The sequence below is a fragment of the Amycolatopsis vancoresmycina genome (assembly GCF_000716785.1).
GTDB lineage: Bacteria > Actinomycetota > Actinomycetes > Mycobacteriales > Pseudonocardiaceae > Amycolatopsis > Amycolatopsis vancoresmycina.
Genome location: NZ_JNYY01000005.1, coordinates 268,301 through 289,478, shown reverse-complemented (window position 1 = coordinate 289,478; position 21,178 = coordinate 268,301). Strand labels below are relative to the sequence as shown.

At 72.8% G+C, this 21,178-nt stretch carries 19 protein-coding genes; 13 read left to right on the top strand and 6 right to left on the bottom strand.

Going from position 1 to position 21,178, the window contains the following annotated elements; all coding sequences use genetic code 11:
* Positions 1 to 50: 50 nt before the first annotated feature.
* The 3 genes from OO60_RS13355 to OO60_RS13345 all read right to left on the bottom strand — a co-directional run bounded on the left by OO60_RS13355 (position 51) and on the right by OO60_RS13345 (position 1,313).
* On the bottom strand, positions 51 to 365 hold the full coding sequence (locus tag OO60_RS13355; RefSeq protein ID WP_033261432.1) for a hypothetical protein: 315 nt from the start codon (positions 363 to 365) through the stop codon (positions 51 to 53).
* A gap of 64 nt (positions 366 to 429) precedes the next feature.
* Positions 430 to 726, bottom strand: a complete 297-nt coding sequence (locus OO60_RS13350) for a chorismate mutase (protein ID WP_013222709.1) — start codon at positions 724 to 726, stop codon at positions 430 to 432.
* Between the two features lie 161 nt (positions 727 to 887).
* Positions 888 to 1,313, bottom strand: coding sequence for a DUF1707 SHOCT-like domain-containing protein (locus tag OO60_RS13345; protein WP_003054987.1), 426 nt, complete (start codon positions 1,311 to 1,313; stop codon positions 888 to 890).
* A 221-nt stretch (positions 1,314 to 1,534) separates the two neighbouring features.
* Between OO60_RS13345 and pcrA the strand changes: the two genes are divergently transcribed.
* Positions 1,535 to 3,949: a DNA helicase PcrA gene (pcrA, locus tag OO60_RS13340; protein ID WP_033261431.1), complete on the top strand. Its 2,415-nt coding sequence runs from the start codon at positions 1,535 to 1,537 to the stop codon at positions 3,947 to 3,949.
* A 903-nt stretch (positions 3,950 to 4,852) separates the two neighbouring features.
* On the opposite strand, the gene OO60_RS13335 is transcribed toward pcrA, so the two are convergent.
* Entirely contained in the window at positions 4,853 to 5,533 is a 681-nt protein-coding gene (locus tag OO60_RS13335) for a M23 family metallopeptidase (protein ID WP_003054990.1), read from the bottom strand.
* A gap of 1,056 nt (positions 5,534 to 6,589) precedes the next feature.
* Here OO60_RS13335 and OO60_RS13330 point away from each other — a divergent pair.
* From OO60_RS13330 to OO60_RS13290, 9 genes are all read left to right on the top strand, one after another.
* Entirely contained in the window at positions 6,590 to 8,425 is a 1,836-nt protein-coding gene (locus tag OO60_RS13330) for a hypothetical protein (RefSeq protein WP_033261430.1), read from the top strand.
* A complete protein-coding gene (locus OO60_RS13325; RefSeq protein ID WP_033261429.1) occupies positions 8,415 to 8,738 on the top strand; it encodes a hypothetical protein in 324 nt (107 codons plus the stop codon). Before OO60_RS13330 ends, OO60_RS13325 begins: the two co-directional genes overlap by 11 nt.
* 117 nt (positions 8,739 to 8,855) lie before the next feature.
* Complete coding sequence (sucC, locus tag OO60_RS13320; protein WP_003091568.1) at positions 8,856 to 10,025, top strand: ADP-forming succinate--CoA ligase subunit beta; 1,170 nt, start codon at positions 8,856 to 8,858, stop codon at positions 10,023 to 10,025.
* Between the two features lies 1 nt (position 10,026).
* Complete coding sequence (gene sucD, locus OO60_RS13315; protein ID WP_003091570.1) at positions 10,027 to 10,917, top strand: succinate--CoA ligase subunit alpha; 891 nt, start codon at positions 10,027 to 10,029, stop codon at positions 10,915 to 10,917.
* 206 nt (positions 10,918 to 11,123) lie between these two features.
* Complete coding sequence (locus OO60_RS13310) at positions 11,124 to 11,903, top strand: DUF5336 domain-containing protein (RefSeq protein ID WP_003091572.1); 780 nt, start codon at positions 11,124 to 11,126, stop codon at positions 11,901 to 11,903.
* Positions 11,904 to 12,047: 144 nt separating this feature from the next.
* Entirely contained in the window at positions 12,048 to 13,487 is a 1,440-nt protein-coding gene (locus OO60_RS13305) for a cell division protein PerM (protein WP_156081304.1), read from the top strand.
* A gap of 77 nt (positions 13,488 to 13,564) precedes the next feature.
* Entirely contained in the window at positions 13,565 to 14,182 is a 618-nt protein-coding gene (gene purN, locus OO60_RS13300) for a phosphoribosylglycinamide formyltransferase (RefSeq protein WP_033261427.1), read from the top strand.
* On the top strand, positions 14,172 to 15,731 hold the full coding sequence (gene purH / locus OO60_RS13295) for a bifunctional phosphoribosylaminoimidazolecarboxamide formyltransferase/IMP cyclohydrolase (protein ID WP_033261426.1): 1,560 nt from the start codon (positions 14,172 to 14,174) through the stop codon (positions 15,729 to 15,731). The genes purN and purH overlap by 11 nt, the downstream gene beginning before the upstream one ends.
* A gap of 30 nt (positions 15,732 to 15,761) precedes the next feature.
* On the top strand, positions 15,762 to 16,484 hold the full coding sequence (locus OO60_RS13290) for a hypothetical protein (protein WP_033261425.1): 723 nt from the start codon (positions 15,762 to 15,764) through the stop codon (positions 16,482 to 16,484).
* Here the strand turns inward: OO60_RS13290 and OO60_RS13285 are convergent.
* Entirely contained in the window at positions 16,481 to 17,239 is a 759-nt protein-coding gene (locus OO60_RS13285) for a hypothetical protein (RefSeq protein ID WP_051767694.1), read from the bottom strand. The two genes, OO60_RS13290 and OO60_RS13285, sit on opposite strands and share 4 nt — an antisense overlap.
* Before the next feature lie 44 nt (positions 17,240 to 17,283).
* Complete coding sequence (locus tag OO60_RS13280) at positions 17,284 to 17,772, bottom strand: GNAT family N-acetyltransferase (RefSeq protein ID WP_003059544.1); 489 nt, start codon at positions 17,770 to 17,772, stop codon at positions 17,284 to 17,286.
* Between the two features lie 54 nt (positions 17,773 to 17,826).
* Here OO60_RS13280 and OO60_RS13275 point away from each other — a divergent pair, with 54 nt between their 5' ends.
* The 3 genes from OO60_RS13275 (at position 17,827) to OO60_RS13265 (ending at position 21,178) form a co-directional block, all read left to right on the top strand.
* Positions 17,827 to 18,378 (top strand): HD domain-containing protein, encoded by a 552-nt coding sequence (locus tag OO60_RS13275; protein ID WP_240490588.1) that lies wholly within the window; start codon positions 17,827 to 17,829, stop codon positions 18,376 to 18,378.
* A 154-nt stretch (positions 18,379 to 18,532) separates the two neighbouring features.
* Entirely contained in the window at positions 18,533 to 19,228 is a 696-nt protein-coding gene (locus OO60_RS13270; protein ID WP_003059539.1) for a hypothetical protein, read from the top strand.
* Positions 19,229 to 19,615: 387 nt separating this feature from the next.
* The gene (locus tag OO60_RS13265; RefSeq protein ID WP_033261424.1) at positions 19,616 to 21,178 is read left to right on the top strand and encodes a DNA polymerase Y family protein; all 1,563 of its coding nucleotides are present in this window, start codon (positions 19,616 to 19,618) and stop codon (positions 21,176 to 21,178) included.

Genomic DNA, 21,178 nt, shown 5'->3' with positions numbered 1-21,178 from the left:
TGGTCACGCTGCGAAGTTTCACGCAGGGAAATCGGCCCTGATCAGGCCGTTCAGCCTCCCGAACGGTAACGCTCCCGCGTGGACTGCAGCGCCTTCGTCGCCACGACGCCGCTACCCGCGGCGACGATGATCGCGAAGATGTCCAGCGTCGGTCCCCCGGCCGTGAGCAACCAGGCGAACAGCGAAGCCGCGGTCGTACCCCCGGCAACGGCCCACCGGCTGCGGACGTACTGCGCGACCGGAGCGCCCCCGGCGCGCTTACCCGCCGCGTTGTTGAGCAACGCCAGATACCCCACATGGCCCAGCGCGGCCAGCACGCTCGCGAGCGCGACGATGACGGCGATGAGGTTCACGAGCCAGTCCATGTCCCCAGTCTGCCTGCACCGGGGCCGCGGGTGCCTCGGGGAAGACCCGGAATTCGGGCAACCGTTACCGGCCGAGCCGCCCGCGCCCCAGGTTCAGCAGCGCCATGGCCAGCTGCCTGCCGTCCGGGCCGAGTTCGCGGTAGCGCGCCAGCACGTCCATCTCGCGGTTGTAGACGATGCGCGTGCCGCCGGCGGCCATCCGCGCGGCGCCGATCGTCTTGGACACCTCGACCCGGCGTTTCACCAGCCGCAGGATCTCCTTGTCCAGCCAGTCGATCTCCTCGCGCAGCGACGCGATGTCGTCGCCCGCGGGGGTGTGCTCGGCGGGCTGGCCGTCGGCGTTCGTGGCGTGTGCGTTCATCGGGACCTCTTTCTCGAAGCCCGGACCCGGTCCCAGGGACGGCGACAGCCCCGGGTCCGCGGACTCCGGGGCTGGCGTGATGGCGGTTCGGGCACTACGCGATCACGGGAGCCGGAGTCCGGGTCCCGTAAAAAAATCGCTCAGCGTGGTGCCGCACCCGGTCAGTATGGCACAGCGGCACCGGGCCGCTCCCGGAACGCGCGCACCCGAGCATGAACCAAGAGGCTCACCGCGAGCCAGAACATCGGGAAGCCCGGCCAGAAGAACCCGGCGCCCAGCACGACCCACCGGACGATCATCACGGCCGCGATGGTCACCGCGACGGCGAGGTGCAGCCGCAGCGCGGGGTGCCGCCGCAGCGCGTCTCGGGTGAGCGGGAAGCCGGGCCGCGGCGGCGCCGGCCGCGGCAGGTCGGCGGTGAGCGCGGTGAGTTCGTCGGTGAACCGCGCGGCGTAGACGTGGGTGAGGCGCTCTTCGACCTCGTCGAGGGTGAGCCGGCCTTCGGAACCGGCGTGCTGGACGGCGGTGGCGACGCGTTCGCGATCGGCGTCGGCGGCCCGGATGCGGGCGGGGTGGGTGTCTTCCATGTCCGCCGATGCTCCGCGCGCCGGGCCGGTGGCGCGTCGGACGGCAGGCGACACCTGCCACTACGCCCGCCGCAGTAGCCACGCCCGCCCCGGCCTCGTGAGTGAGAAACAGTGTTCTAACCCTGTTTCTCACTCACGACTGGCTGCGGGAGACCTCGGATCCGGCCGCGTCGGCACGCTTCTGCCGGATCCCCGCCCACCCGGGGTAGCGTGGACGCACGATGGACACCCTCTTCGATCTCCCCGCCGCGACCCCTGTGCGCAAGCCCGCCGCCGGCGGGCAGGCCGAGCTGCTCGACGACCTCAACCCCGCCCAGCGCGAAGCCGTCACCCACGCCGGTGGCCCGCTGCTGGTGGTGGCGGGCGCGGGCTCGGGCAAGACGCGGGTGCTGACCCGCCGGATCGCGTACCTGCTCGGGCAGCGCCGCGTGCACCCCGGCGAAATCATGGCGATCACGTTCACCAACAAGGCCGCCGCGGAAATGCGCGAGCGCGTCGCCGCGCTCGTCGGGCGCCGGGCGAACGCGATGTGGGTGTCGACGTTCCACTCGATGTGCGTGCGGATCCTGCGCCGTGAAGCCAAAACGCTGGACATGTCGTCGAGCTTCTCCATCTACGACTCCGACGACACCAAGCGGCTGATCACCCTGGTGGCCCGGGACCTCGACATCGACCCGAAGCGGTACGCCGCCCGCACCCTCGCCGTGCACATTTCGAACCTGAAGAACGAGCTCACCGACCCGGAGACGGCGGCGGCGAACGCGGGCAACGACCTCGAGCGCCGCGTCGCCGAGGTCTACGGCGAGTACCAGCGGCGGCTCAACCAGGCCAACGCCTTCGACTTCGACGACCTCATCATGCGCACGGTCTCGCTGCTGCAGGCGTTCCCGGACGTGGCCGAGTACTACCGGCGGCGGTTCCGGCACGTGCTGGTCGACGAGTACCAGGACACGAACCACGCGCAGTACACGCTGGTCCGCGAGCTGGCCGGGACGGCGCCGAACGAAGCCGGTGTCGAGCCGGCCGAGCTGGTCGTGGTCGGTGACGCGGACCAGTCGATCTACGCCTTCCGCGGCGCGACGATCCGCAACATCGAGGAGTTCGAGCGGGACTTCCCGAACGCGCACACCATCCTGCTGGAGCAGAACTACCGCTCCACGCAGACGATCCTGTCCGCGGCCAACGCCGTCATCGAGCGGAACCCGAACCGCCGCGCCAAGCGGCTGTGGACGGATTCGGGCGACGGCGAGAAGATCGTCGGCTACGTCGCCGACAACGACCACGACGAAGCCGCGTTCGTCGCGGGCGAGATCGACGCGCTGGCGGAGAAGGGCGAAGCCGACTACTCCGACGTCGCCGTCTTCTACCGCACCAACAACCAGTCCCGCGTCTTCGAAGAGATCTTCATCCGGCTCGGCCTGCCGTACAAGGTCGTCGGCGGCGTGCGGTTCTACGAGCGGCGCGAAGTCCGCGACATGATCGCGTACCTGCGCGTGCTGGCGAACCCGGAGGACACGGTCAGCCTGCGGCGCGTGCTGAACGTGCCCAAGCGCGGCATCGGCGACCGCGCCGAAGCCGTCGTGGCGACGCACGCCGAGCGCGAGCGGATCTCCTTCGCGCAGGCGCTGCGGGACGCCGTCGAAGGCAAGGTGCCGCTGCTGAACCCGCGCTCGGTCAAGGCGATCGGCGGGTTCGTGGCCCTGCTCGACGAGCTGGGCGTGCTGATCTCGGAGGGCGCCGAGGTCCACGACGTGCTGGAAGCGGTGCTGGAGAAGACCGGCTACCGCGTCGAGCTCGAGGAGTCGGACGACCCGCAGGACCACACGCGCGTGGAGAACCTGGACGAGCTCGTCACGGTGGCGCGGGAGTTCACCGAGATCACCGCCGAGGTCGTCGCGGACGAGAACGCCGAACTGGTCGTGGAGGACGGCGTCCCGGCGCCGGGCTCGCTGCCGGCGTTCCTCGAGCGCGTGTCGCTGGTCGCGGACGCCGACTCGGTGCCCTCGCCCGACGGCGGCGAAGAAGGCGATGGCGGCGCGGGCGTGGTCACGCTGATGACCGTCCACACCGCGAAGGGCCTGGAGTACCCGGTGGTGTTCTGCACCGGCTGGGAGGACGGCGTCTTCCCGCACATGCGGGCGCTGGGCGACCCGACGGAACTGGCGGAGGAGCGGCGGCTCGCGTACGTCGCGATCACGCGGGCCCGGAAGCGGCTGTACGTTTCGCGCGCGATCACGCGCTCGGCGTGGGGCCAGCCGTCGATGAACCCGGCTTCGCGGTTCCTCGACGAGCTCCCGCCGGACCTGGTCGACTGGCGGCGGCTGGAGCCGTCCAGCAGCGGCTTCGGCTCGTTCGGCTCCGGCTCGCGCGGCACGCCGCGGGCGGCGACCACCTGGGGCGGCCGGCGGTCGTCTTCGCCGTCGTCGTCGGGCACGCCGTCGTTCGGCAAGGGCTGGAAGGACACGGTGGCGCTGAAGCTGGACGTCGGCGACCGCGTCAGCCACGACAAGTACGGCCTCGGCACGGTGATCTCCTGCGACGGCGTCGGCCCGCGCGCCACGGCCACGATCGACTTCGGCGCGGCGGGCAAGGTCCGCCTGATGCTGATCGGCAGCGTGCCGATGGTGAAGCTCTAGGCCCACCCGGTCGAGTGAATCCGGCGCCGATCCCACCGATCGCCACCGGAATCGTCGGACCCACCCGGTACAACTGACCCTGCGATCGAACAAAGGTTCGACGGAGGGGGTAGTGTGGTGTGGACGCGGTGCTGTTTGGGCTTCTCGCCGAAGGGGTACGAAATTACCTGCGGGGAGTCCTGGAGACGATGGTTCCGGATCGGGGTCGGGAGCCGTCGGGGGCTTCGGGAACCCCTCCGCTCGCGGGAGCGGAGGCGTGCCGGCTGGCCGCCGCCTGGCGAGCGCTGCTCAGGCAGCACGAGCTCGGCGCGGACGGGCGTTGTGTCACCTGCGGCCGGGGACGCCGCTGGACGACCAGGGCCCGGAGCGCCGCGCGTGTCCGCTCCGCGGGGGGCGCGGTGCACTGGGGCTGGCTGCCGGTCCGGCGGCCGGCGGAGCTGTGCACGGTGTGGCAGGTTGCGGTGGCTTACTTCATCCGCCGGTTACCGGGCGGACAGCGGTAGCCGGTTTCGGGCGCTGAGCGGCCTGTGGGCGGCTCTTCACGGCCTCTGTGCGGTTCTGGGTGTCCGGCGGGTTCTGCTGCGGCGCAGGGCGTTGTCGGCGGCGAGTTCCCGCGGAGAAGTGGTCGCCTCGGAGCGGCTCGGTGGCGTCCCGTGGTGTTCGCCGGGGCGCGAAGGGTCACCCGATGTGGGTGTTTGCGTCCGGCCCTCAGCGGTGAACCCTGATCTTGTGACCGGTACCAGCTCGCGAGCGGCTCGGCGGAGCGTGCGCCTTCGGCGTTCTTCGCCGGTGGTGGCTGCCCGGGTGGTGACTGCCCGCCGCGTCCCGGCCGGAGCGGGGATCCGCTCTACGGCCGGGTTTCCGCTGCCGGGCGTGCCGGCTCGGGGGCGTACTCGGGGTGGATCAGATGACGATGCCGCGCGCGGCCAGCCAGGGCCGGGGGTCGATCTTCTTGGTGCCGTTCTGCCACACCTCGAAGTGCAGGTGCGGGCCGGTGCTCTGGCCGCGGTTGCCGATCTCGGCGATCTGCTGGCCGCACTTGACCTTCTGGCCCTCCTTGACGGAGAAGCTGTTCATGTGGCCGTAGACCTGGATCGTGCCGTCGTCGAGCTGCACTCGCACCCAGAGGCCGAAACCGCTGGCGGGGCCGGCCTCGATCACGGTGCCGTCGGAGGCGGCGTAGATCGGGGTGCCGATGGCGTTGGCGATGTCGATGCCGAGGTGGCTCGTGCCCCACCGGGCACCGAAGCCCGAGGTGAAGGTGCCGTGCGCGGGCAGGCAGGTCTTGGGCCGAGCGGCTTCTTCGGCGGCCTTCTTGGCGGCGTCGGCTTCGCGCTGCTCACGGGCCTGCGTGACAGAGGCGCTGTCAGCGAGCTTCGCGGCTTCGGCGGAGGCGTCGACGGCGTGGCCGGTCGGCAGGAGTTCCGGGGCGCCCCCGGAGCCCGCACCTCCCGCGGTCAGCGAAGCGCTGGCGTCCTGGCTGTTGGCCAGGGGGGTGAAGGCGGCGTCGGAATCGGTGACCGTCTTGAGGGTCGAACCCGCAGCAGCGGCAGCGAACGCACCAGCCGCAACAGCGGCAACCACGACACGGCCGCGAAGGGCCGAAGAGGGCGGGGCGATGCGGTGCGCACCCCGGACACGAACGACCGCACCTTCCAGTGCGTCCTTCAATGCCGGGGAAGGAGCTTGGCCGCCGGGGGAGCGGTGTGAAGCCAAGACAGGGCCTTCCATCGTCGGGGAGCCGGGTCGAGGACTGCGGGCGGGGGAACCCGGTGAGCCAACCTCGGGGGTGGTTTGCTCGGCGTCCTACTTCGTGACCTGACTGTAATGGGGACCCCGGGACAGTAACGAAGGGGTACCGCTGTCGGCAAGATGTGCCCCCGCTGTCGGCCGATCGGGTGGAGTCGGCAAGCCGCTCACCTGTGGAAATCACCCAAAGTTAGAGGGGGTTTACGGCGTTCGGTGTGACTTCCCTTACAGGGTTCAGGGTCCGTGAAGGCCTATCGAGAGCCCGGAAACGGTCTCGGGAGGGGTCACGGCCGGGAATAAGAGATTGCGACAGGAGGTTGAGGCGCTTTCGACGACTCGCGCCCGTCGGCGGGTCCGGAAGGGCCCGAACTTGCTAGCGTCGCGGGCAATATGCCCCCACGCTCAGAGCCCCCCACCGGAAGCACCCCCGGCCCCCCGGAAGACCCGGCCCCCGGCAAGCCCACGCCGAAGTCCGGGATCGGCCAAGCTGCGCAGGAGCCCACCGAGCAATTCCCCGCCGCGGCCCCCTCCGGCGAGCCCACGCCGCAGTTCGGCATCGGCCGGGCCGCGCAGAGCTCTGCTGAGCCGCCGCACCGGGAGCCGGCTGGCGCGGGTGGCTCCGGCGAGCCGACCCCGAAGTCCGGCATCGGCGAGGCCGCGCAGAGCTCTGCTGAGCCGCCGCACCGGGAGCCGGTCGGCGCGGGTGATTCCGGCGAGCCGACCCCGAAGTCCGGCATCGGCCGGGCCGCGCAGAGCCCCGCCGAGCCCCCGCCACGAGAGCCGGCCAGCGCGGCTAGCTCCGGCGAGCCGCTGCGATCCGACCCTGCCGGCGCGCCTCGCTCCGCGCCTGCTGCCGCCGAGCCACCTCCGAGCGAGCCTTCCGCTGCGAGCATGCGTGGCTCCGCCGACCCAGCCCAGCCCGAGCCTGCCGCCGCAAAGGTGGCCTCGTGCAGGGCCACCTCGAATCCCCCCGGCAAGGTCCGCACCGCCAACCCGCCGCAGTCCGCCCCTCCCACCGACCCCGCACCCTGGGCCGACGACACCGAAACCCGCCCCGCGCTCGCCCTGGCCATCCTCGGCGCCCTAGCCCTCACCGCCGGTGCCATCGTCCCGGTCTCCCCAGCCGCCGGCCCCGGCTTCACCGCCTGGCCCTGGCTAGCCCTCCTCGCCCTCGGCCCCGTCGCCGTCGCCGGCTGGCTCGCCTCCCGGAAACCCGCCCTCGCCGGTGGCCTGATCCTCGGCCTCGCCGCCCTCGCTCCCGGGCGGCTCGTGCTCGACCTGCAGTTCGCCGTCAACGGGCCGCTCACCATCCGGCCTGAGCTCTACCTCCCCGACCGGTTCCTCGGCAGCTCCGCCGTCGGTGCCGGGTTCTGGCTGCTCGTCGCCGGGCACGTCCTCACCCTCGGTGCCGGCGTTCTCGCCTGGCGGGCCCTCCGCAGCCACGACGAACCCGAACGCCGGCGCTGGCGGCTGCTCGTCCCGCTGCTCGCCGTCGTCGCCGCCGTCGGGCTGCTCACCGCTCCCGTGCACTCCGAAAACGGCTTCCTCCTCGCCCGCGCCGCCTTCGAAGGGCCGTGGCCCGCCCTCGGCGGCTACCTGCTGCTCGCCGCCGCCCTGTCGCTCGCCGCCGTTCTCGCACTGGCCGCTCCCTCCGAGGACGTTGCCCGCGGTGCGCTCGGCGGGCTGGCCGCCGGGGCCTTCGGCGTTGCCCTGCCGCCCGTGCTCGCCGGGCTCTTCCGGGACGACCTGGACGTCACCTGGGGACCCGTGCTCGCCCTCGCCGCCACGGCGGTCGTCGCCGGGCTCGCGACCACGAAACTCACCGAAAAAGCCGAACCGGACCTGGCGGGCCACGCAACACTGCCCGGCCTCTTCTGGTGGCGGCTCACCACCGGCCTCCTCGGCCTGGCCACCGCGCTCGCCGCGCTCATCGGCGCCTTCGCGCCGCAGGTCGCCGTCACCGCGCTGAACCCGGGCGCCGCCGCGCCCGTCAGCGCCGCCGCCGACAGTCCCGCCCGGTGGTTCCTGCTCGCCGCCGCGCTCGTGCTCGCCGTGCTCGCCGGCGGGGTGCTCGTGCCGAAGGCCGCCGCCGTCGCGCGGCCCGTGCTCGGGGTTGCCTGGGCCGGGATCGTGCTCGCCGGCACCGCCGTCCTCAACACCGCGCTCACCGCCACCCAGGCCGGCAACCTCGCCGGCTTCGGCGGCGCGGCCGCCCCCGTCTTCACCTACGACCTCGGGGCCGGCGCCGCCTGGACCTTCGCCGCGCTCGTGCTCGCCGTCCTGGCCGCGCTCGCCGCCGCCGGGACCGGGGTCGTCGAACGCGAAGACGCGGGAGACGGAACACCCCCGAGCAAGAACCTCACCCTCGTCACGGCCGGCGCGGTGCTGGCCGTCGCCGCCTTCGGGCTGCCCGTCTTCGGCCTTCCCGGTTACGTCGCCCCCGGCCTCTGGTCCCGCTTCGACACCCCGTCGTGGGGACTGCTGACCGCCGCCGTGGTCGTCGTCGGGGCCGCCGCGCTCGCGACGCGGTCGCGGCCCAAGCCGGCCGCCGCCCTGCTCGCCGGTGCTGCCCTGCTCACCGCGCTGCACGCCGCGGAGCTGCCGCTCGTCGGCGGTGCGCTCGGCGGCGCGAGCCCGGCCACCGGATTCTGGCTCGCCCTCGCCGCCACGGCCGCGTTGCTCGCCGCCGCCGTCCTGGCAGCCGCCGGGGGACGTCGTGGGGCGTGACCGGCCCCGGGTGCTGCTCGTCGAGTTCGCGCGGCCCGACCCGGCCGCCGTCGCCTGGGCGCGGCGGCTGCGCGACGACGGCGCCGAGGTCGTCCACGCCGGCCCACTGGACACCGCCGAGCAGATCCTCCGCACCGCCGAACAGGAGGACCCGGACGCGGTCGGCGTGCTCGGCGCCGCGCCGCCCGAGGGCCTCGAAGCCGCGCTCGGGGACGTCGTCCTCTTCACCGCCGAGACCGCCGCGAAAACGCTGGAATCCCTCTCCGGTGGGCGGTCTCACACCACTGGAGCACCGTCTGACCGCGCACGGTGACCGACTTCACCAGGTGCGGAGTCCCCTGCGTCTGCGCAGGTCGCTAACCTCGACAGGTCCGACAGCGCGGTCCGGCAACGGACCACCACAGTGGCGTGTCGTCAGGAGACTGGAGTAGTGGACCTCTACGAGTACCAGGCGAGGGATCTCTTCGCCGCCCACGGAGTACCGGTTCTGCCGGGGGCCGTGGCTAGCAACCCCGAAGAAGCCAAGACCGCCGCGGAGCAGATCGGCACCCAGGTCGTCGTCAAGGCGCAGGTGAAGGTCGGCGGGCGTGGCAAGGCGGGCGGCGTCAAGCTGGCCCAGACGCCGGACGAGGCGAAGGAGAAGGCGGAAGCCATCCTCGGCCTCGACATCAAGGGCCACATCACGCGCCGCGTGCTCGTGGCGGAAGCCTCGGACATCGCGTCCGAGTACTACTTCTCCTTCCTGCTGGACCGGGCGAACCGCACCTTCCTGGCGATGGCCTCGTCCGAAGGCGGCATGGAGATCGAGCAGCTCGCGGTCGAGCGCCCCGAAGCGCTCGCCAAGATCCCCGTCGACGCGATCGCCGGCGTGGACAAGGCGAAGGCGCTCGAGATCCTGAAGGCCGGCAACTTCCCGGCCGAGATCATCGACGAGGCCGCCGACGTCGTCGTGAAGCTCTGGGAGACCTTCGTCTCCGAGGACGCCACCCTGGTCGAGGTCAACCCGCTGGTCCGCGACCCGCAGGACAAGATCATCGCCCTCGACGGCAAGGTCACCCTCGACGAGAACGCCTCCTTCCGCCAGCCGGGCCACGAAGCCCTGGTGGACAAGGACGCCGAGAACCCCCTCGAAGCCAAGGCCAAGGCCAAGGACCTCAACTATGTCAAGCTCGACGGCGAGGTCGGCATCATCGGCAACGGCGCCGGCCTGGTCATGTCCACTTTGGACGTCGTGGCCTACGCGGGCGAGAAGCACGGCGGCGTGAAGCCGGCCAACTTCCTCGACATCGGCGGCGGCGCGTCGGCCGAGGTCATGGCGGCCGGCCTGGACGTCATCCTCAACGACACCGACGTGAAGAGCGTCTTCGTCAACGTCTTCGGCGGCATCACCGCCTGCGACGCGGTGGCGAACGGCATCGTCGAGGCCCTGAAGATCCTGGGCGACGAGGCCACCAAGCCGCTGGTCGTCCGCCTGGACGGCAACAACGTCGTGGAGGGTCGCAAGATCCTGGCCGACGCGAACCACCCGCTGGTCACCGTGGTGGACACAATGGACAACGCGGCCGACAAGGCTGCCGAGCTCGCCGCGGCAGGTGCGTGAGATGTCGATCTTCCTCAACGAGAACAGCAAGGTCATCGTCCAGGGGCTCACCGGCTCCGAGGGCATGAAGCACGCGACCAAGATGCTGAAGTCGGGCACGAACATCGTGGGCGGCGTCAACGCCCGCAAGGCCGGCCAGACCGTCACCATCGAGGGCAAGGACCTCACCGTGTTCGGCACGGTCGAGGAGGCCATCAAGGAGACCGGCGCCGACGTCTCGGTCATCTTCGTGCCGCCGAAGTTCGCCAAGGACGCGGTCGTCGAGGCCATCGACGCCGAGATCCCGCTCGCCGTGGTCATCACCGAGGGCATCCCGGTGCACGACTCGGCCTACTTCTGGGCGCACGCGGTCGCGAAGGGCAACAAGACCCGGATCATCGGCCCGAACTGCCCCGGCGTGATCAGCCCGGGCAAGTCGAACGCCGGCATCATCCCGGCCGACATCACCAAGGCCGGCGAGATCGGCCTCGTGTCGAAGTCGGGCACGCTGACCTACCAGATGATGTACGAGCTGCGGGACATCGGCTTCTCGACCGCGGTCGGCATCGGCGGTGACCCGATCATCGGCACCACGCACATCGACGCCCTCGAGGCGTTCGAGGCCGACCCCGAGACCAAGGTCATCGTGATGATCGGCGAGATCGGCGGCGACGCCGAAGAGCGCGCCGCGGCCTACATCAAGGAGAACGTGACGAAGCCGGTCGTCGGTTACGTCGCGGGCTTCACCGCGCCCGAGGGCAAGACCATGGGCCACGCGGGCGCCATCGTGTCGGGCTCCTCCGGCACGGCCGCCGCCAAGAAGGAGGCCCTCGAGGCCGCCGGCGTCAAGGTCGGCAAGACCCCGAGCGAGACCGCCGTCCTGGCGCGTGAGCTGTACAACAACCTCGGCTGATTCCGAGAAGTAACTCCTGGTGAGGCCGGGCACTCGACGAGTGCCCGGCCTTTCCTCGTTCCCGGATGAAACCGCGCGAGGGATTCATGCGTCTGGTGGGCTGACGGCCTTCGAGTGCGCTAGCGTTCTGCGCACACAAGCCGCCTCGTCTTTCCCCGGGCGCCCGCGCGCCCGCCAGGGCCGGTGAACCGACAGGAGTGCATCCGATGACCTTCCCCAGCGGTGGGCCTGGCTACCCCCAGCAGGGTGGCGGCCAGCAGCCCCCCGGACCGCCGTCCAGCGGCTTCCCCGCGCAGCAGCCGCACTCGCACCAGGCACCGGCCGGCGCCGCGGGCCTGCCGCAGAACCTGCCGGTGCTGCTCGCCCTGGTCGTCGCCGTCTTCGGCCTCGTGCAGTACTTCCTCGGCTTCTCGGACAACGCCGACGTCGGCCTCGCGACGACGTTCCTGCTGGGCGCCGGTCTGCTCGCCGGGCTGCACGTGCTGCCGAAGGGCCCGAAGACGCTGCCGTTCGCGGCGCTGTTCAGCGTCCTCGGCGCGCTCGGTGCCCTCGACGCGCTGGTCGCGCTGCCCACCACCCCGGGCATCGTCACCGTCATCCTGATCCTCGGCATCCTGCAGATGATCGTCGCGGTCGGCGCGCTGCTGATCGAGCACGACGTGATCAAGCCGCCGTCGCCGAAGCCGGCCGCGCCGTCCTACGGCGGCCAGTACGGCCAGCCGGGCCAGTCCGGCCAGCAGCAGTACGGCCAGCCCGGCCAGCAGTTCGGGCAGCCGGGCCACGGGCCGGGGCCGGTCGCCGCCACCGGTGAGCCGTCGGCGCCCTTCTCGCAGCCGGGCCAGTACGGTTCGCCGAACCCGCCGTCGACCACGCCGCCGCCGGGCCAGCAGGCCACGACGTACGCGCCGCAGCAGGGCCAGTTCTTCCAGCAGCCGCCGCCGGACAACCCGGGCACTCCGCCCGGTGGCTTCGGCAAGTCCAGCTGACGTTCCGTCGCCGACACCCGCTGTGACCCTCCGTGTCAAAGCGGGTGTTCTGCGTCCGGGGGTTACCCGTACGGGTGGGGTTGGGTTCGTCACCCACCCCGCCAGCGGCGTGCCTCACCCGTACGGAGCAGCCCGGATGTCAGGGTGCGCAGCATGGACCTGCTCACCGACTCGCCCGAGGAGCCGGTGAGCGACCCCGCACCCACCCGGCCCGCGCGGGTGCGGGTGTTGCTCGCCGCCGCCCTCGGTCCGCTGGTCACCGGCTACACCGCGGTCGCGGCCGGGCTCGCCCTGATCGCGCTCACCGCCGGCCGCGCCGTCTTCTCCGACACCGGTGTGCTGCTGGCCGCCGCGCCCGGCTGGCTCGCCGCGCACCAGGTGCGCCTCGCCATCGGGGGTCACCCACTCGGGATGCTGCCGCTGCTGCCGACGCTGGGCGTGGTCGCGCTGGCCGCGCGGACGGCGTCCGGCGCCGCCCGCCGCCTCGGCTGCCGGTCCTTCCGCGAAGCGCTGCCGGTCCTGGTCACGATCACCGGCGCGCACGCGGTGTTCGGGCTGGTCGTCGCCCTCTGCGCCCAGGGCTCGCCGGTGACGGCGAACCCGGTGACCGCCTTCGTCGTGCCCGGCCTGCTGGCCGCGGCGGCGTCATGCGCCGGGATCACCCGGGCGTGCGGGCTGCCGGACGTCGTGGAGGAGCGCCTCGACCCACTGGCGCTGCGGGGTCTGCGGACCGGCGCGCTGGGCCTGGCCGTGCTGGTGGCCTGCGGTGCGGCCGTGTTCACCGTCGCGACCGCGGTGTCGTGGAAGACGGTGTCCGACGTCTACGAGCCCGGTTTCGGCACCAGCTTCGGGCTCTTCCTGCTTTCGGTGCTTTACCTGCCGAACGCCGTCGCCGCCGCGCTGTCGTTCGTCACCGGGCCCGGGTTCTCGATCGGCGGCCTGGACGTCGGCGTGTTCGCCTACCGCGGGGGCGCCGTGCCCGGCGTCCCGCTGCTCGGCGGCCTGCCCGAGCACCACGCCGGCTGGTGGCCGGCGCTGCTGGTGCTGCCCGCGGCGGCCGGTGCGCTGGCCGGCTGGACGCTGCGCAAGGCCGACGCCGATCCCGCGCAGCGCATCCGCGCGGTCGCGATCGCCGGTGCCGTCGTCGCGCTCGGCTGCGTCGTGCTGGGCACGCTGTCCGGCGGACGGCTCGGCGACGGCCCGTTCGACCCGGTGAGCGTCCCGGTCGGCGTGGCTTCGGTGGTCGCGTTCTGCTGGATCGTCGTCCCGGGTTCGTTCGTCGCGTTCTTCGCGGGTGAGCACGAGCCGCCCGCGCCGCCGCCCGAAGCGCTCGAAGACAACGAAGCGTTCCAGGACGCCGACGAGGTCGACGCCGAAGAAGCGTCCGAAGCCGTCGAGGAACTCGAAGCGGCTGAAGGACTCGAAGCGTCCGAAGAGGACGAGGAGATTTCGGCCGAGGACGCCGAATTCGACGCCGAAGCCGACGCCGAGCTGGGCCTCGAGGAACCGGCCGAACCCGGTGACGCTGTGACCGGAGGCACCGAGACCTGCGGCGACGTCGAGCCGGACGAGGGCGACCGTTAGGGTTTACGTGTCCTGGTGAAGCGCCGTGCGCCCGGCTGCGCACCGCCCGCGGCAAGGAGCCCGCTCTGTCTCAACGGTTGGAGCTGCCCACCCCGGTGAAGCTCGTCGTGCTCGCGTCGGGCTCCGGCACCCTCCTGCAGGCGGTGCTGGACGCCACCGGGCGGTCCGGCTTCCCGGCCAAGGTCGTCGCCGTCGGCGCCGACCGCACCGGTATCGAGGCCCTCACCCGCGCCGAGCGGCTGAGCATCCCGGCGTTCACCGTCCGCGTCGCCGACCACCCCGACCGCGCGGCGTGGGACAAGGCGCTGACCGAGGCCGTCGCGGCCTACCGGCCCGACCTGGTCGTCTCGGCCGGGTTCATGAAGATCCTCGGGAGTGAGTTCCTCGGCCGCTTCACGGTGATCAACACGCACCCGGCGCTGCTGCCGTCCTTCCCCGGGATGCACGCGGTCCGCGACGCGCTGGACGCCGGCGTCAAGGTGACCGGCTCGACCGTGCACTTCGCCGACGCCGGCGTGGACACCGGGCCGATCATCGCCCAGGAGGCGGTCGTCGTGGAGAGCGACGACGACGAAAACGTCCTGCACGAACGGATCAAGGCCGTCGAGCGCAGGCTGCTGGTGGAAACGATCGAGCGACTCGGCCGCGGTGGCTGCACCGTGGACGGACGAAAGGTGACATTTCGTGAGCACTGACCTGGGACGGCGCCCGGTCCGCCGGGCGCTGATCGGCGTCTCGGACAAGGCGGGCCTCCTGGACCTCGCGACCGGCCTGCACGCGGCCGGCGTCGAGATCGTCTCCACCGGCGGGACGGCGAAGGCGATCGCCGACGCCGGCGTCCCGGTCACGCCGGTCGAGCAGGTCACCGGCTTCCCGGAGTCGCTGGACGGCCGCGTGAAGACGCTGCACCCGAACGTGCACGCCGGCCTGCTGGCCGACCAGGGCAACCCCGACCACGTCGAGCAGCTGCGCCAGCTGGACATCGCGGCGTTCGACCTGCTGGTGGTGAACCTGTACCCGTTCGCGCAGACCGTCGCGTCCGGCGCGAGCCCGGAGGACTGCGTCGAGAACATCGACATCGGCGGCCCGGCCATGGTCCGCGCGGCGGCGAAGAACCACGGCAGCGTCGCGGTCGTCGTCGACCCGGCGAGCTACGGCTGGGTGCTCGAGCGCGTCGCCGACGGCGGGTTCGAGTTCGAGGACCGCAAGCGCCTCGCGGCCCGGGCGTACGCGCACACGGCGGCGTACGACACGGCCGTCGCGTCGTGGTTCGCCAGCGCGTATGCGCCCGCGGACGACGCCGGCTTCCCGGACTTCCTCGGCGCCACCTGGGAACGCGCCGACGTCCTGCGCTACGGCGAGAACCCGCACCAGAAGGCCGCGCTCTACAAGAGCCAGAACCCGGGCCTGGCGCACGCCGAGCAGCTGCACGGCAAGGCCATGTCCTACAACAACTACGTCGACACCGACGCCGCCCGCCGGGCCGCGTTCGACTTCGACGCGCCCGCCGTCGCGATCATCAAGCACGCCAACCCGTGCGGCATCGCGGTCGGCACCGACATCGCGGAGGCCCACCGCAAGGCCCACGCGTGCGACCCGGTTTCGGCCTACGGCGGCGTCATCGCGACGAACCGGCCGGTCAGCCGCGAGGCCGCCGAGCAGATCGCCGAGGTCTTCACCGAGGTCGTGCTGGCCCCGGACTTCGACGCCGAAGCCCTGGAAATCCTGCAGCGCAAAAAGAACATCCGGCTGCTGAAGCTGCCCGCGGCCCCGGCGTTCCCGGTCGAGTTGCGCCCGATCTCCGGCGGCGTCCTGCTGCAGACCGCCGACGCGATCGACGCACCCGGCGACGACCCGGCGGCGTGGACGCTGGCCACCGGCACCCCGGCGGACGAGCAGACCCTGCGCGACCTCGAGTTCGCGTGGCGCTCGCTGCGCGCGGTCAAGTCCAACGCGATCCTGCTGGCCGCGGACGGCGCAACCGTCGGTGTCGGCATGGGCCAGGTCAACCGGGTCGACTCGTCGCGGCTCGCGGTCGCGCGGGCGGGTGACCGGGCGAAGGGCTCGGTCGGCGCGTCGGACGCGTTCTTCCCCTTCCCGGACGGCCTGGAGGTGCTGGTCGAGGCGGGTGTTCGCGCGATCGTGCAGCCGGGCGGCTCGGTCCGCGACGCCGAGGTCATCGCGGCCGCGGAGAAGGCGGGCGTCACGATGTACCTGACGGGGACGCGCCACTTCGCGCACTGACCCGCGCTTCGCTTCGAGAGGGAGGGCTCGATGCAGCAACCGCCGTACGGCCGTGGTCAGCAGGGGTACCCGGGCTATCCGCAGCAGCCGCCCGGGTACCCGCCCCAGCCGGGCTACCCGCCGGCCGGGTACGGCGCGCCGGTGCCGCCGCCGAAGAAGAAGCGGACCGGACTGGTCCTCGGCATCATCGGCGGCGTCGTCGTGCTGCTCGGCGCGGGCATCCCGCTCGGCATCTTCGCGAGCGACTACTTCGCGAGCACCGGCGCGGCGCCGTCGTCGTCGCCGGTGCCCGCCGAGTGCCAGGTCCCGGCGCCGGTGCTGGAGAAGGCGGGCTTCCCGAGCTTCGTCCTGGCCGGCCAGGGCGCCCAGGACCTGCCGGGCGTCAAGCAGCAGGGCTGCAGCTGGAAGCCGGGGCCGGACGAGAACGTCCGCGACGCCACCATGCACGTCCAGATCACCCGGTACTCCGGCGACAGCGCGCGCGAGCAGGCGAACGACCTGTTCACGCCGAAGGCGCCGGTGATCCCGCCGACGGACGTGCGCGGCATCGGCGACAAGGCGGTCCTGGTCCGGCTGGCCAACGACAGCGCGTTCAGCGGATCCGAACTGCACGTCCTGAAGGGCACGACGGTCGTCGTCCTCGAAGTGTCCGGCTGGGACAAGGGGTTCTTCTCGAACTCGCCGATGCCGCAGGAGGAAACCGACGCCGCCGTGCGGGCCGTCGGCGCGGAGATCGTCAAGAAGCTGCGCTAGGCGGGCGCGGGCAGCGTCTTGCAGAGCGCGACCGGGAACTTCCGGTCGGCCGCCAGGATGTCCGTGCAGCCGGCGGCCCGGGTCTGCGCGAACGACGTCCACCCCGAATCGCTCCAGCGGAACGCGGTGCGCGACGGCGGCTCGGTCTGGCGCACCAGCAGGTCGACGAGCAGCCAGGCCGGGTCGCAGGCGCGGGTGGTGCCCGCGCTTTCGGCGCCCGCGGCCGACACCGCCGCGCCGATCCACGCCGGGTCGCAGTGGTCGGCGGGCGGGGCGCAGGTGCCCTGGCGGTCGCAGTGGCCCCAGCCGGCGCCGAGCTTGTGCCAGGCGTTGCCGGTGTCGGAGTTGAGGATCACCGTCCGGTCCGCGACCGGGGCCGACGTCGTCAACCGCAGCTCCGCGGGGACCTTGTCCTGGCAGCCGCCCGCCGCGGGCCGGGTCGAGTAGACGACGTCGGCGCGGATGTCGGTCTTCGCCTCCACGAGCTGCTCGATCCGCGGCTCGCGGACGCAGCCGGGGTCCTTGCCGGGCAGCGCGACCTGCACGAACAGGCTGCGCTCGTCGGGGCCGGGGCGGATCCCGGTGACGTCGGCGCGGAACGAGCGCCACTCGGCGCCGATGGTGGTCGGCCCCGGGGCCGCGGCCGTGGCGCCGGGCACCCCGCCGCCGGCGGTCAGCACGACGGCGAGCACCGCGGCCGCCGCGGCGAGCGCGCCGGCGGCCCACAGGATCGGCCGTCTCCGCGGTCCGGTCATCGTCACCCCCAAGTCCACGGGGCAATCTAGCCGACGCCGCAGCGTCAGGCGGCCGGACCGGATTTTTCGCGCAGCGTGACGTCTTTCTCCAGGTACACCGCGCCCCGGATGTGGCCACCGGCCGCGGGCGGCTCGGTGAGCCGGTAGCCGGCCCGCTGGTACATCGTGATGTTGCGAGTGCTGCGCGCCCCGGTGAACAGCGCGAACCGGCGGGCCCCGGCGGGTGCCTGCGCTTCGGCGTGGGCGAGCAGCTGCCGTCCCAGCCCGCGGCCGGCGAAGTCCGGCGCGACCATCAGCCTGCCGACCTCCCAGCAGTCCCCGTCGAGGCGGGCGCGCACGGCCCCGATCAGCCGGTGGCCGGCCCGCAGCAGCCACACCGACCACGTCTTCGTCCAGTCGCGCACGTCTTCGAGGGATTCGTGCAGCGCGGGGATGTCGAGGGTGTCGTTGAGGAGGGCCTCCTGGACCCAGCAGCAGCGTTGCAGGACCAGCAGTTCCGGGGCGTCTTCGGGGCCGGCGTCGGTGAGCTCCACGCCGCCTGTCTAGTGACCGGCGCGGGCCGGGGCAACTTCATTACGGTGGCGGGGGTGACCTTGCTCAGCCGCGCGCTCGACGCCCCCGGATTCGCCCCGCTGCCGCCGCGCGCCCGTGCGTTGCTGGAAACGCTGGGCGCGCCGCCGCGGCTGGGCGCGCACCTGCGGGTGGTGCACGACGTCGCCGTCACCCTGACCGGCTGGGTGGGACCGCGGGTGGACGTCCCGGCGGTGCTGTTCGGTGCGGCCACGCACGACATCGGGAAGGTCCGGCACCCCGCCGAGCTGTCCGGGCCGGGGTCGTTGCACGAGGAGGCGGGGTACCGGCTGCTGCTCGCGCAAGGGGTCGAGGAGGGCCTGGCGCGCTTCGCGCGTACGCACGGTTCCTGGGAGTCCGCCGACGTCACCTTGGACGACCTGCTCGTCACCCTGGCGGACAAGGTCTGGAAGGGGAAGCGGCTGCCGGACCTGGAACAACGGGTCGCCGAGGGGCTCGGCGGGCCGGTTTGGGAGACGTTCCTGGCCCTCGACGACGAGCTCGAGCGGCTCGCTTCCGGCGCCGACGAACGCCTGGCTTTCCAGGCCGCGTACCCCACTAGTGGGTGACTTGACACCTCGGGCGGATCGCGGTTGACTGGTTCATGTCGAACACGTGTTCGACATGAACACCGCCGCCTTCCCCGCGGCGAACCAGAGTCGTCGGTCGTGTTTTGGGAGAGGCCCGGCCGCCGGCTTAGTCCGTGGTGGGGAGGTGCGTGCGGTGACCGCTGTGGTGGAGCCGCCGGTGGCCCGGCTGGCGGCCCTGCCCGGGGTCAGCACGGCGAGCCGTGTGGCGGCCCAGGCCGAGCGGGCCAGGGCGACGGGAAGGGTGCTCCCGGTCGTCCCGGCGCTGGCCGGGCTGCTGCCCGGCGCGGGGCTCCGGCGCGGGAGCACGGTGGCGGTCCACGGGGGGACGTCGCTGCTGCTCGCGCTGCTCGCCTCGCCCACGGATTCGGGTTCGTGGGCGGCCGTGGTCGGTCTGCCGTCGCTGGGGCTGGCGGCGGCGGCCGAGTACGGCGTGGACCTCGCCCGGGTGGCGCTGGTCCCGCGGCCGGGGGCGGAGCTCCCGGCGGTGGTGGTGGCGTTGCTGGACGGGGTGGACCTGGTGGCGGTCCAAGCGGACACGCTGCAGCCATCGGTGGCGCGGCGGCTGTCGGCCCGCGCCCGCCATCGAGGCGCGGTCCTGCTGTCGGTGGGGGCTTGGCCGGGCGCGGACGTGGAGCTGTCGTGCCGCCGCGAGCCGTGGTCGGGCACGGCGGAGGGCTACGGACACCTGCGGTCACGCCGGGTGCTGGTCCGCGCCCACGGCCGCGGCGCGGCGGCCCGCCCCCTCACGGCCGAGCTCGCCATGCCCTCCCTCGACGGCGAACTGACCAGCCTGGTCCCCACCCCCTCGCTCCGCGAGGCCACCGCATGACACCCCCAACCCACCCCCAGCACCAAACAAGCCACCCCTCCACCCACGCGAGCCACCCCTCCACCCACGCGCGATGAGATGCCCCTCCAGTCACGTGTGTGGCCCGTCCAGTCACGCGAGATGCCCCTCCAGTCACGTGTGTGGCCCGTCCAGTCACGTGAGCCGTCCGTCTGGGCGCGCGTGTCGTCCGTCCGGATACGCGAGTCGTCCGTCTGGGTACGCGTGTCGTCCGTCCCGATACGCAAGCCGACCCTCCAGGTACGCGAGTCGTCCGGCCGGGTACACAAGCCGACCCTTCCGGTACGCGAGGCGACCGTTTCAACCCCTGCCGCGGGAGGTCGCGTGACCGTCCCAGCTCAGCGCGGTGCGCCCGACACCCCCACCCGGATGCTTGTCCTGTGGTGTCCGGACTGGCCAGCCGTCTCCGCGGCGGCCGTCGGCGGTGTTGCCGTCAGCCGGCCCGTTGCCGTCTTCGCTGCCAACCGGGTCGTTGCCTGCAACGCCGCCGCTCGGCGAGGCGGTGTCCGGCGGGGGATGCGGCGGCGGGAAGCGCAGTCGAACTGTCCTGAGCTGGCCGTCTTCGCCGCGGACGACGGGCGGGATGCTCGGCTCTTCGAGGCCGTCGCGCGGGCGGTCGAAGGGCTCGTCGTCGGGGTCGAGGTCGTTCGGCCGGGGCTGGTTGCCGTGCCCGTGGCCGGGGCTGCCGGGTACTTCGATGGGGAACACGCGCTCGTCGAACGGCTCCTCGACGAGGTGTCGGCCGCCGCCGGGGTCGAGTGTCAGGTCGGCGTGGCCGAGGGGCTCTTCGCCGCGACGCTCGCCGCTCGGGTCGGCGCCTTGGTCGAACCCGGGTGCGTTGCCGAATTCCTCGCGCCGCTGCCCGTCACCGAACTCGACCAACCCGGTGCCGAGCGGGCAGACCTCGTCGACCTGTTGCGACGCCTCGGGTTGAAGACGCTCGGCGCCTTTGCCGCCTTGCCGGAACGCGATGTCGTCAACCGCTTCGGGACCGTCGGCGTCCTCGCGCACCGGCTGGCGCGCGGACGCTCCGAACGGCCGCCGCTGCGTCGACGGCCGCCGCCGGAACTGACGCTGACCGAGGAGTTCGACCCGGTCGTCGAGCGGGTCGACGTCGCCGCGTTCCTCGCCAAGGGCCTCGCGGCGCGGTTCTGCGCCGGCCTCGCCGGGCACGGTCTCGCCTGCACCCGGCTCGGCATCCACGCCGTCACCGAGGACGGCGAACACCTCGGCCGCACGTGGCGGTGCGCCGAACCGCTGACACCGTCCGGCGTCGCCGATCGTGTGCGCTGGCAGTTCGAAGGCTGGTTGCGCGCCGGGCCGGGGCAACGTCCCACGTCCGGGGTCGTGCGGCTGCGGCTGGAGCCGGAGGAGCTCGTCGAAGGGCGTTCGCTGCAGCTCGACCTGTGGCGCAACGGCGGTTCCGACGAGGCCGACGAGCGCGCCGCCCGGGCGTTCGTGCGGGTCCAGGGCCTGCTCGGCCCCGAAGGCGTGGTGACACCGGTGCTGGACGGCGGCCGCGATCCCGCGGGCCGGGTCCGGCTGGTGCCGTGGGGCGACCCGCGCGAGCGGACGACGCCGCCGGACGCGAAGTGGCCGGGACGGCTGCCGTCCCCGTCCCCGGCGACCGTCCTCGACCGGCCGGTGCCGGCGCAGGTCTTCGACGACGGCGGCCGGGCCGTCGGCATCACGGCCCGCGACCAGGTGACATCGCCCCCGCGGCGGCTCAGCATCGCGGGCGCCGCGGGCCGCGAGGTGGTGGGCTGGGCGGGCCCCTGGCCCCTGGCGGGCGACCGGCGGCGCCCGGGCCCGCCACGCGCGCGGCTGCAGCTGGTGCTGGCCGGCGAGGAAGATGAGCCACCCGAGGCGGTGCTGGTGCACTGCGCGGGCACGGAAAATCCACTGTGGACGGTCGAGGGAGTGTACGACTGA

What these genes read in the sequence shown, in the direction of transcription:
- OO60_RS13285 (WP_051767694.1), bottom strand. Translation starts at nt 17,239, where the DNA reads ATGACCGGACCGCGGAGACGGCCGATCCTGTGGGCCGCCGGCGCGCTC.
- OO60_RS13310 (WP_003091572.1), top strand. Translation starts at nt 11,124, where the DNA reads ATGACCTTCCCCAGCGGTGGGCCTGGCTACCCCCAGCAGGGTGGCGGC.
- sucD (WP_003091570.1), top strand. Translation starts at nt 10,027, where the DNA reads ATGTCGATCTTCCTCAACGAGAACAGCAAGGTCATCGTCCAGGGGCTC.
- OO60_RS13265 (WP_033261424.1), top strand. Translation starts at nt 19,616, where the DNA reads ATGCTTGTCCTGTGGTGTCCGGACTGGCCAGCCGTCTCCGCGGCGGCC.
- OO60_RS13330 (WP_033261430.1), top strand. Translation starts at nt 6,590, where the DNA reads ATGCGTGGCTCCGCCGACCCAGCCCAGCCCGAGCCTGCCGCCGCAAAG.
- OO60_RS13355 (WP_033261432.1), bottom strand. Translation starts at nt 365, where the DNA reads ATGGACTGGCTCGTGAACCTCATCGCCGTCATCGTCGCGCTCGCGAGC.
- OO60_RS13290 (WP_033261425.1), top strand. Translation starts at nt 15,762, where the DNA reads ATGCAGCAACCGCCGTACGGCCGTGGTCAGCAGGGGTACCCGGGCTAT.
- OO60_RS13350 (WP_013222709.1), bottom strand. Translation starts at nt 726, where the DNA reads ATGAACGCACACGCCACGAACGCCGACGGCCAGCCCGCCGAGCACACC.
- pcrA (WP_033261431.1), top strand. Translation starts at nt 1,535, where the DNA reads ATGGACACCCTCTTCGATCTCCCCGCCGCGACCCCTGTGCGCAAGCCC.
- OO60_RS13345 (WP_003054987.1), bottom strand. Translation starts at nt 1,313, where the DNA reads ATGGAAGACACCCACCCCGCCCGCATCCGGGCCGCCGACGCCGATCGC.